The organism is Bacillus sp. JJ1562, from assembly GCF_036962705.1.
Taxonomy (GTDB): domain Bacteria; phylum Bacillota; class Bacilli; order Bacillales; family Bacillaceae_L; genus Ferdinandcohnia.
Genome location: NZ_JBALOQ010000003.1, coordinates 348,782 through 356,660 on the forward strand (window position 1 = coordinate 348,782; position 7,879 = coordinate 356,660).

General features: G+C 37.1%; 9 protein-coding genes and 1 pseudogene. 7 read left to right on the plus strand and 3 right to left on the minus strand.

Going from position 1 to position 7,879, the window contains the following annotated elements; all coding sequences use genetic code 11:
* The first annotated feature begins 27 nt into the window (after positions 1–27).
* The 3 genes and pseudogenes from V7097_RS02640 to V7097_RS02650 all read left to right on the plus strand — a co-directional run.
* Positions 28–621: a YdeI/OmpD-associated family protein gene (locus tag V7097_RS02640; protein ID WP_335702032.1), complete on the plus strand. Its 594-nt coding sequence runs from the start codon at positions 28–30 to the stop codon at positions 619–621.
* A 216-nt stretch (positions 622–837) separates the two neighbouring features.
* Complete coding sequence (locus tag V7097_RS02645) at positions 838–1,182, plus strand: hypothetical protein (protein ID WP_335702033.1); 345 nt, start codon at positions 838–840, stop codon at positions 1,180–1,182.
* Positions 1,183–1,279: 97 nt separating this feature from the next.
* A pseudogene (locus V7097_RS02650) lies at positions 1,280–1,501 on the plus strand (YdeI/OmpD-associated family protein); the annotation flags it as partial.
* A gap of 370 nt (positions 1,502–1,871) precedes the next feature.
* Here V7097_RS02650 and V7097_RS02655 read toward each other — a convergent pair.
* The 3 genes from V7097_RS02655 to V7097_RS02665 are packed head-to-tail and all read right to left on the minus strand — an operon-like array spanning position 1,872 to position 5,777.
* On the minus strand, positions 1,872–3,065 hold the full coding sequence (locus tag V7097_RS02655; protein WP_335702034.1) for a Ger(x)C family spore germination protein: 1,194 nt from the start codon (positions 3,063–3,065) through the stop codon (positions 1,872–1,874).
* Positions 3,062–4,165 carry a GerAB/ArcD/ProY family transporter gene (locus V7097_RS02660; RefSeq protein WP_335702035.1) on the minus strand — a complete coding sequence of 368 codons (1,104 nt, stop codon included), beginning with the start codon at positions 4,163–4,165 and terminating at the stop codon, positions 3,062–3,064. Before V7097_RS02660 ends, V7097_RS02655 begins: the two co-directional genes overlap by 4 nt.
* The gene (locus V7097_RS02665; protein ID WP_335702036.1) at positions 4,158–5,777 is read right to left on the minus strand and encodes a spore germination protein; all 1,620 of its coding nucleotides are present in this window, start codon (positions 5,775–5,777) and stop codon (positions 4,158–4,160) included. The genes V7097_RS02660 and V7097_RS02665 overlap by 8 nt, the downstream gene beginning before the upstream one ends.
* A gap of 404 nt (positions 5,778–6,181) precedes the next feature.
* Between V7097_RS02665 and V7097_RS02670 the strand changes: the two genes are divergently transcribed.
* The 4 genes from V7097_RS02670 to V7097_RS25985 all read left to right on the plus strand — a co-directional run.
* A complete protein-coding gene (locus V7097_RS02670) occupies positions 6,182–6,802 on the plus strand; it encodes a DUF2238 domain-containing protein (RefSeq protein ID WP_335702037.1) in 621 nt (206 codons plus the stop codon).
* A 55-nt stretch (positions 6,803–6,857) separates the two neighbouring features.
* Complete coding sequence (locus V7097_RS02675) at positions 6,858–7,019, plus strand: hypothetical protein (RefSeq protein WP_335702038.1); 162 nt, start codon at positions 6,858–6,860, stop codon at positions 7,017–7,019.
* Between the two features lie 83 nt (positions 7,020–7,102).
* A complete protein-coding gene (locus V7097_RS02680; protein WP_335702039.1) occupies positions 7,103–7,612 on the plus strand; it encodes a helix-turn-helix domain-containing protein in 510 nt (169 codons plus the stop codon).
* Between the two features lie 89 nt (positions 7,613–7,701).
* The coding region (locus tag V7097_RS25985; protein ID WP_438824184.1) for an IS3 family transposase at positions 7,702–7,879 on the plus strand (178 nt) is incomplete at its 3' end.

Genomic DNA, 7,879 nt, shown 5'->3' on the forward strand with positions numbered 1-7,879 from the left:
ACATAAGTAGATACGGAGTGAACCTTTATGACAGAAAATAACAAGAATCGTAAGGTTGATGGATTCATAAAAAAGGCAAAACAATGGAAGGAAGAATATGAGAAGTTAAGAGAAATCATTCTTGACTTTGAGCTAACTGAAGATATTAAATGGATGCATCCATGTTATATGTTTGAGGATAAAAACATCGTATTAATGCATGGATTTAAAGACTACTGTGCGCTACTGTTCCATAAAGGTGCCTTGTTAAAGGATCCCCACGGGATATTAATCCAACAAACGGAAAATGTACAAGCAGCAAGACAAATCCGTTTCAGCAATGTCCAAGAAATAGTCGAATTGGAACCTATTATTAAAGCCTATATTCGTGAAGCTTTAGAGGTTGAAAAAGCTGGCTTGAAGGTGGAGCTTAAGAAGACTACGGAATACGAAACACCCGAAGAACTAGAACAAAAATTCGAAGAAATGCCAGTTCTGAAAACTACTTTCGAAGAATTAACACCAGGTAGACAAAGAGCATATATTCTTTATTTTTCTAGTGCCAAACAAGCAAAAACCCGAGTGGCAAGGATTGAAAAATACACGCAACAAATTCTCGATGGAAAAGGATTAAATGATTAGGAAAAATAAGCTGCTCAAATAAAGGCAGCTTATTATAATTCTCAAATTCACAACTTCATCTTCTACTCACATAAAGCCTTCAAATATCCGAAAAAAACTTCCCAAAACATTCAGTTTTTCACAAAAATCCCCTTTAATATATTTATTTTCCCTGTTACTCTTAATCTAGTATCTTGCTGATTTGTTCGTCTCCATAAGAATAAAGGTGGGAAGTTTATGAGGAAAATGATTTTGGTTCTAATTTCGATCTGTCTAGTGCTTTTATTGGGCTCTGTACTAATTGATGTTGTGAATAAAGATAGGGATATCCTCTTGTATAAAGGAAATGTTTACTCGAATGTAACCGGGCTGGAATGGTTTGAAAAAGAAAAAGGAAAATTTCAAAAAGGAGAGAAAATGGGAGAAGCGAATAAAGCTTTACTCTTCATGTGGAATTTTTCAGCAAACAAATTACCAAAAGGGACTGCCTTATATAGTACAAATAATGGGGAAACCGGAATATTTATAGCGGAAACTGTTAATGGAGAGCTCTTATATTATCTGCAGCAGCTTAAGGAATAATATATTAACTAAGGTAATGATTACAAAAACAGGCCACTCAATAGGGCGAGTGGCTGATTTTGCATTGTTTTTACTCATATATTTTTTAAGTTTCAGAATTATAAAAGCCTATTTTCGTGAAGCCATAGAGGTTGAAAAAGCCGTCTTGAAGGTGGAGCTTAAGAAGACTACAGAATACGAACCCCCTGAAGAACTAACACCATGTCGGCAAAGAGCATATATACTTTATTTTTCAAATGCCAAACAATCCAAAACTAGGCTGTCGCGGATTGAAAACTATATGCAGCAGATTCTCGATGGAAAGGGATTAAATGACTAGTCCATTCGATAGAGAGGCTACCCTTTTTAGAGCAACTTAATCGATCAAATTAAGCCACTAAACTTGGTGAGTTAGTTTTTGATTAAGGCCATAAGAATGTACCTCTGCTGCCTTGTTTATTACAAGCGATTGAGTTGCTTCCAGCGATAAAGAGGCCTTTTTACCTCGTAAACAAACACAGAATTTGGGTCGTCATGAGAAACTTTTACTAGATATATCTCACAGTCAACTAGGTTCTCCATTGTTCTTGCTGCATCTAACAAAATTTCTACTAATGTTTCTCATTCCCCTTCTTCGGCTATGAGCAAACCAAACAATCCAATTTACTCATTTTAATCCCACTACAAACCCAGTGTCCCAGCAATTCCCCCTACTCCCAATTCATCCCAGTCCGCCGGATTGTATAGTCAAATGTCACTTTTATCTCCATGTCTTTGTAAATGTCCGACCATTGTTCATCGGTTTTTACTTCCTCGTCCCAATACGTTCCGAATTTGGCTCTGATTCTGGCGCCTAGACCAAGGACATCTGACCCGTGCTCCTGTAGCTGCTTGATTAATTCACTGCTCACTTCTTCCATTTTTTTATTGGCTGCTTTTTCGATTTGCCTCATTTTGTCGCCACTTAAGGTTACGTCAATTGCTTCCTCAAGAATTGCATCTATTTCTACATGAATTGTTGCACTCGGTATCCCGTTTTTTACATCGACTTTTATTTTAGAGTTTCGTTCTTGAGTTTGAATCATGTAAACACTCTTATCATCTATAGATACGCTAATAGGGTAACCACCTGAGGCTTTCTCTTTCATATCCATATAAGCACCTATTTCAATCGGGGATGTTAGACCAACCATTTTTTCACCTCGAAAATAAGCTATTCCATCAACCATAATTCGATCATTGTTAATGACTTTTACCCCCGGCAGTACTGGGTCAATCCCTTTATCTAAAACATCTATCCAAAAGTTCCCGAGAAATTCCCTTGGTAGCTTTCCAAAACGGACCGCATTATCTAATGTATCTGCTAAATAAAGTGCTGGTACTGTTTCAAGTGGTGGTGCTGTTCTCAAAACTTTTGCCGCATCTTTTTTATTAATTGCCATCCAGGCTGTTCTTCGGACCTCGTAATCACGCTTTAAAAATTCACTTATATCCTTAATACCCTTCTTCGCAACTTCATCGGATACCACAATAATCTGTAGATGCCCAAGATATAATTTTTCAGCAAGCTGTTGCTGGAGATTGGACATAGCATCCTTAATCGTATGACCATATGTGTCTAATAACCACACTGTTTTCTCTGATCCTTGCCCTCCACCTCCTTCAGGGCCAAGCTTAATTTTTCCAGGTAATGCGATTTGAGCAGTAACTTTATAGAAAATATCTTTTTTCCCTTCTGGAAAATCTCCATCACGATGTGTTACTTCTGCTCTATCATTCCCCTCAGCAAGATCAATTGCAAGTGCCAGTATATTTGCACGTTCCTCAAGTTCGTACCTGTCCCAGCATCCTGTTAAAAAAAGAATAAATACAAGAAGGAGCATAAAAACTCGTATCATTTTCATGCTGAAACTCCTCCTTTTTTACGCAGCTTTGCAATTACTAAAAGGATCACAGGATATACAATCGTTAACAGAAGGCCATACATTGTTACTAGCAATATATAATCATACATAAGATAAATATTTTGTGGAAAAATTGCGATACAAAAAACAACCGGAAAACCTGCTACTGCAATCACCCGGTAATTGTAGTATCGAAAAAGTTCCCCTATTCCGCGAACAATTATAAAATAATAGGATAGAAGTGTCGTAAAAACACCATATATCCAGGAAATAACCAAAATAGCATCCACCCTTGCTAAAATTTCACCAGGAACAGTAATCATTTTACCTAGAATTAATGTTGGCCAATACATTTGAAGAATATCCTCATCTCCAAATACACCGACCGTCATGAACACAATAAAAATGACAATAAAGCCGGCTATCAAAAGTCCCCAGACTCCACCTTTCAGACATTTTTCTGGTTGTTTCATATAAGGGATGACCATTGTTATAATGAAAAAGCTTAACATCGACTGTGTAACCGCAAGACTTCCTTTTAAAAATTCTCTCCAAGTTGGGTCGTTTCCTAAAAATGGAGTAATGTGATATACCTCAATGTCTCCAAAGGCTGGAAGTAAGACAAGTGCTAATGGAAAAATGATCAACGGCATATAGAAAAAATGGATATAGGCAAAGGTTGAAACATTTTGAAACCCAGTTGTTGCACATAAAAAAATCATCATAAAGATGGCAATTTGAATGGGTGTAGTTGGTAGAAGTGCGCCTGTTACTACTTCAGCAAATTGTCGTGTTTCAAGGCCCATGATTATGGTAAAAAATAGAATGATCATTATACTAAAAATACGACCAATAAATTTTCCTAAGATGATTTCGTTGTATGTAATGACGGTATGCTTTGGAAATCTTTTTCCCAAATACACAATTGCTAAAAGACCGATGAAAGTAATTCCAACTCCAATTATGCTTGCAAATGGAGCACCTATCCCCGCTCCCTTGACAACAAACCTCGGAAAGGCGAGCATTGCAACACCAAGGATAGAACTGATTACAATGAATGCCAATTGTACCTCTGTAATTTTTTCTCGTTGCTTATCCATTGGAATCACCATCCTCTTGGCCTTTCAATGACGATTTCGGTGTCCATTCCTTTTTAGAGTCCCATCTTTTTACATCCTGTGGCTTTAACTCTGCTGGCCGATTCTTTAACCATCGAAGTGGAGCGCGAATGAATGAATCTTTCATGCCCGTAAAATTCCCTGGGGCAACAGGTGCCATATACGGAAGACCAAATGAACGTAATGATAGCATATGATTGAGGATGAACATAACCCCAAACGCTAAACCAAGTAATCCAAAAGTTCCAGCGAGAATAATTAAGGGGAAACGCAGCATCCGAAAAGCTGTTGCTGCATTATACGAAGGTGTTGCAAACGACCCAATCGTGGATAGTGCAATAATTACAACTGTTATTGGACTAACGAATCCAGCCATAACAGCTGCTTGTCCAATAACTAGCACCCCAACAATCGAAAGCGCCCCACCTACCTGCTGAGGCATTCGGACGGTTGCTTCACGTAATATTTCCATCGCCACCTCCATCAAAAACACCTCAATAAATACCGGGAAGGGGACCCCAGCACGACCGCTTGAAGCAGCGACAACAAATTTCGCTGGAATCATCTCTGGATGATAGCAAAGAACCGTTACATAAAAGGACGAAAATGTTAAGGAAAAGATGAGAGACATAAAGCGAATCAAGCGAACCGCACTCGTGATTAAGAACCTCTCATTATAATCCTCACTCGTTTGATAAAACTGATTAAAAATTGCAGGTACAACCAATACAAACGGAGAACCATCTACTAATAGTACGATTCTACCTTCTAGTAAATTACCTACGGCTTTATCTGGCCGTTCCGTATTTTGAACCTGTGGAAATGGCGACCGAGGGTTATCCTCAATAAACTGCTCAATATATCCAGCATCCAGTATTCGGTCGATGTCAATCCGATCTAAACGCTTTTTCACCTCATTTAATAACTCTTGGTTTACAATACCCTCCATGTAACAAATTCCCACTCTAGTTTTTGTACGCCTACCAACTTCCATGTGCTCTATTCTAAACTCAGGAACAGGTAAACGATAACGTAATAGAGATACATTCGTCATGATTTGTTCTATGAACCCATCTCGAGGACCCCTAACCACTCTCTCAGTTTCAGGTTGTGCGAGACTTCGCTTCTCAGGCTTGAATGCATCAAGAAGGAGAGCTTGCTCTGAACCCTCAATTAAAACGATACATTGCCCTCTCAATAGACCAGTTAATAAAATTGATAGCCTTGACTCAGATGTTCCTGAACAATGATACAGCACATCTTCCAGTAGGCTGGACGTGAGACAGTTTGTGGTGATTTTGGATTTAATGTAGGACTCACCGGGTCTTTTCTCTTGAAGAGGCTTAATAATATCTCTATCAATTTTTTCTTGATCAACTAAGCTATTCATATAAAGGACGACAGCTAAGGCTTCACCAAATAAATGAAACCTTCTAGTTGAAAAATCGATATCGCTTTCGAAAATTAGTTTAACCTCTTCTACCGTATGTTCTAAGTCATTGCTTATACTTTCTTGCTTTGACTCTAAGACTTGACTCTCAGGTAATGAGATTTCTTGTTGGTGTTTTTCTTTCTTTTTGAAAAATGACGGCATCCTTCTCCCCCCTTCAATTTGCTATTCTGTTTCAAGCATTTTTATCCATGCATAAATTGGGAGAAATAGTACTTTTTATAGGACTTTAGTATTATGTAGTTGTATAAGGGAAATATTAATTTAAACTATTGGGATTAAAAACGAGGCGTCTTTAGATTATGTTCTTCATCTAAATCTATCACAGAGACTTATTGCATTAGAACTTTTTGGTTACTGTCATTATTTGAAAATTACTGTCACTAAATCAAAATTACTGTCACAATCGGAAAAATACTGTCACTAGCGAAATAACCCATATAAAACAATCAAAAGCCACAAGGAATCTCCTTGGGGCACAGTGTATGGTATGTAATATTTTTATATTGAAATACTAATTAAAATCCATTAAATCTGGAGTGAAACCTTTGAAGAGAGATAAAAAAAGTACACTTATACATATTTTCCTTCTTTTCATTGTACTTTCTGTTTTACTTTGGTCAGGAATAAAACCTAACACATATAGAGATTGGGCTTTAGAAGTAGTTCCGTCTGTCATCGGAATAATTATTCTAATATCGACATACAATAAATTCCGTTTTACAACCTTAGCATATGTGATTATTGCAATTCTTTGCATTCTTACGTTTGTTGGCGGTCATTATACATATGCTAAAGTTCCTCTTTTTAATTGGATCAAAGAGGAATTCCATCTAAACCGGAATCACTATGATCGATTTGGACATTTTCTAAAAGGGCTACTTGCAATTGTAATTAGAGAAATCATAATAAGGAAAACCGAGTTAAAAAAAGGTTTCTGGGTAGTTACTTTTGTTTTAAGTGCTACCTTAGCGATTGCAGCCCTATATGAAATTATTGAGTGGCTAGTTTCTAAAATCGCACATGGTGGAAAGGCTGCGAAGGACTTCTTAGGTACTCAAAGTGATATCTGGGATACTCAATGGGATATGTCTTTAACCTTTTTAGGTTCAATTCTTGCATTACTAATTTTCAGCAAACTTCATAATCGTTTATTAAATAAATTGTAAAGGTCATGATAGCTACATATAGAGACCATACTAAAAAAAGAAAGGAGGAATAACCGTGACAGATAAGAAAAACCAAAATAAATTAAAAAACAATTCTACTCAAAATCAGTATAAAGAAGAAGTAAGTATGGAGATGCTTGCTGAACGTGCTCTAGCTGAAACTATACGTGAGGGTGGTGCGTTTGCACGAAAGAACGATGAGCGTTTTAAACAATAGGGTATTTAACCAAATAACTCACCGTAATTGAACTGCACCAAAATTGTTAGACACAAAACTAACAATGGAGGTGCAGTTTTTATATGGCTAAATTTACATTCGAGGACAAGTTATGGGCAGTAAAAGAGTATGAAAATGGAAGCCATTCTTATCGTGATATTGCTAAAAAGCTTGGTACGGTTCATAAAACCATTCAAAAATGGGTAAACCTTTACAGGGAATATGGAGAGGATTCTTTAAGAAAAAGTTATACAAAATACTCCGCAGCGTTTAAAATGGAGGTACTCAAATATATGGACGACAATTGGGCATCTCTAAATGATACAGCGGTGAAGTTTAAAATTCCTGATCCCTCCATCATCAGAACATGGAGGAAAGCTGTAGAAACAGAAGGAGTAGAAGCCCTATTACCAAAGAAGAAGGGGCGACCTCCAATGAAAAAAGCAAGAAAAACGGATGAGCCGAATAATCAAACAAAGGAATCCCTTATCCAGGAAGTCGAACGGTTACGAATGGAGAACGCTTATCTAAAAAAGTTGAATGCCTTAGTTCAGAAACAGGAAAAATTACAAGAAAACTCAAAGCGCAAGTAATTTTTGAACTAAGGAATGAATACAAAGTCGCTGATTTAATCAAGATTGCAGACATTAAAAGAAGTACTTATTATTTTTGGACAAAACACATGGACCGCCCTGATAAATACGCACCGGTGAAAGAAGCGATACAAGAAATTTATCACCAACATAAAGGCCGTTATGGACACCGTAACATTAAAAAAGAGCTTGATAAGAAAGGTTTTAGACATGATCCAAAAACTGTCCTCAAGTTAATGAACGAACTAGGGATTAAGTGCCAAGTTC

What these genes read in the sequence shown, in the direction of transcription:
- V7097_RS02680 (WP_335702039.1), top strand. Translation starts at nt 7,103, where the DNA reads ATGGCTAAATTTACATTCGAGGACAAGTTATGGGCAGTAAAAGAGTAT.
- V7097_RS02645 (WP_335702033.1), top strand. Translation starts at nt 838, where the DNA reads ATGAGGAAAATGATTTTGGTTCTAATTTCGATCTGTCTAGTGCTTTTA.
- V7097_RS02660 (WP_335702035.1), bottom strand. Translation starts at nt 4,165, where the DNA reads ATGGATAAGCAACGAGAAAAAATTACAGAGGTACAATTGGCATTCATT.
- V7097_RS02665 (WP_335702036.1), bottom strand. Translation starts at nt 5,777, where the DNA reads ATGCCGTCATTTTTCAAAAAGAAAGAAAAACACCAACAAGAAATCTCA.
- V7097_RS02640 (WP_335702032.1), top strand. Translation starts at nt 28, where the DNA reads ATGACAGAAAATAACAAGAATCGTAAGGTTGATGGATTCATAAAAAAG.
- V7097_RS02655 (WP_335702034.1), bottom strand. Translation starts at nt 3,065, where the DNA reads ATGAAAATGATACGAGTTTTTATGCTCCTTCTTGTATTTATTCTTTTT.